Genomic DNA, 1514 nt, shown 5'->3' with positions numbered 1-1514 from the left:
CTTCCAACTTTTTAATAACCATGTTTGGTGTAGCCCACTCGTCACGGTCAAAATCAGAAATAGAAACTTCAATATCTAAACGCTCTTGGAATTCAACTAATAAAGATACTACAGCGAAAGAATCAAGAATACCTTCTTCGAATAATTGAACATCTGAGTTTTCTTTCACAATATCGTTTTCACATACTTCTTCTAAAATATCTAATACTTGCTCTTTGAATTCTGCCATTTTTAAAATCTCCTTTATATCCGAAATATATTATATGTGCAACTTCTTACTAGTATAAGAAGGGTGCATTAAAAGTATCTGTTAAGGTGTCCAGAGAAAATTAGGAAACCGAAACATACAACGTGGAACGTAATTACAATCGCAAGGACGTGTGTAAATTTATTGTTTGGCCAAAACTTATGCTTCTTGTTTTTTCGCTCGAAAATATCGAATAAAATAAACAATGCGGCATGATAAAGACCATAAATAATGTATTGATACACATGCTCACCAGTAATATGCCAAATTCCCATGATGAAAAAGTTCAAAAATGCACCGATATAAGAAATTGTATAACGGTTTTTAATTAACTTTTTCTTCGTTGCAAAAAAGACGAAACGCATGTAAATAAAATCACGGAACCAGAATGATAAACTCATGTGCCAGCGGTTCCAGAAGTCTTTAATATTACGACTAATGAACGGTTTATTAAAGTTTTCTGGCGTTTTAATACCCATCATATAACTTACACCAATTACAAATGAGCTATAACCAGCAAAGTCGAAGAATAAATATAAGCTATAGCTATACATGTAAATCATATTGGATAGGATTGTATCTTGCTGAGCAAATGCCGGATCCATAAAATATTGTTTTATTAAGTAAGCGATAATAAATTTATACAAGAAACCTTGGAAAATACGGTTTAATCCTGTATATAGTAAGTTTTGATATTCCTCAGCGCTAGGTGGCTTTTGAATATCTTTTTGGAATCTGCGGTAACGATCGATAGGTCCCGTTGAAATTGCCGGGAAGAATAAAACGAATTCCCAAAAATTAAAGAAGGAAAGTTCTTTAATTAAGCCATCGCGAACCTCAAATACCATTTGTACTGCTCTAAATGTTACATAGGACATTCCTAGAAATACAATAAACTTTAGATCAGGTGCAAACGGTGCAATTTTTGCCAAAATAAGTGGCAAAATCGATAAAATAACAGCTACACAAAAAGTGAGTGTACTATTCTTTTGTTTTCTTAAAATTAAATAGCCTTTAATCAGGGCATATTGCCAAATAATAAATACGGCTAACATAATCGCTTGCTTCGGTTTATCCGAGAAGATAATAGCAAGCATGACTAATGTTAAAACGGCATTATATTTACGCAACATTTTACCCTTTAATCCAGCTATGATAGTAGGTATTAATAAAATGCCCACTATAGCGAAAAAATAAAATGATCCATATGCGGTCATGCTGTAACCTCACTCAATAATTTTTTGCGATCTACCTTTCCATTTGGTGT

General features: G+C 32.8%; 2 protein-coding genes. Both read right to left on the bottom strand.

Annotation, left to right across the window (positions count from 1 at the left end; all coding sequences use genetic code 11):
* On the bottom strand, positions 1-229 hold a 229-nt coding region (dltC, locus tag AU379_RS20385), incomplete at its 3' end, for a D-alanine--poly(phosphoribitol) ligase subunit DltC (RefSeq protein ID WP_061139674.1).
* Between the two features lie 68 nt (positions 230-297).
* Entirely contained in the window at positions 298-1464 is a 1167-nt protein-coding gene (dltB, locus tag AU379_RS20380; RefSeq protein WP_061139673.1) for a D-alanyl-lipoteichoic acid biosynthesis protein DltB, read from the bottom strand.
* Positions 1465-1514: the final 50 nt, after the last annotated feature.

This window comes from Bacillus sp. JH7 (assembly GCF_001563515.1).
In the GTDB taxonomy this organism is placed as follows: Bacteria; Bacillota; Bacilli; order Bacillales; family Bacillaceae_G; genus Bacillus_A; species Bacillus_A cereus.
The sequence above is the reverse complement of the archived record's forward strand: the minus strand, read 5'-3'. Positions and strand labels throughout refer to the sequence as shown.

Bases quoted from the DNA above. Each gene is read 5' to 3' on its own strand.
- dltB (WP_061139673.1), bottom strand. From the start codon at position 1,464: ATGACCGCATATGGATCATTTTATTTTTTCGCTATAGTGGGCATTTTA.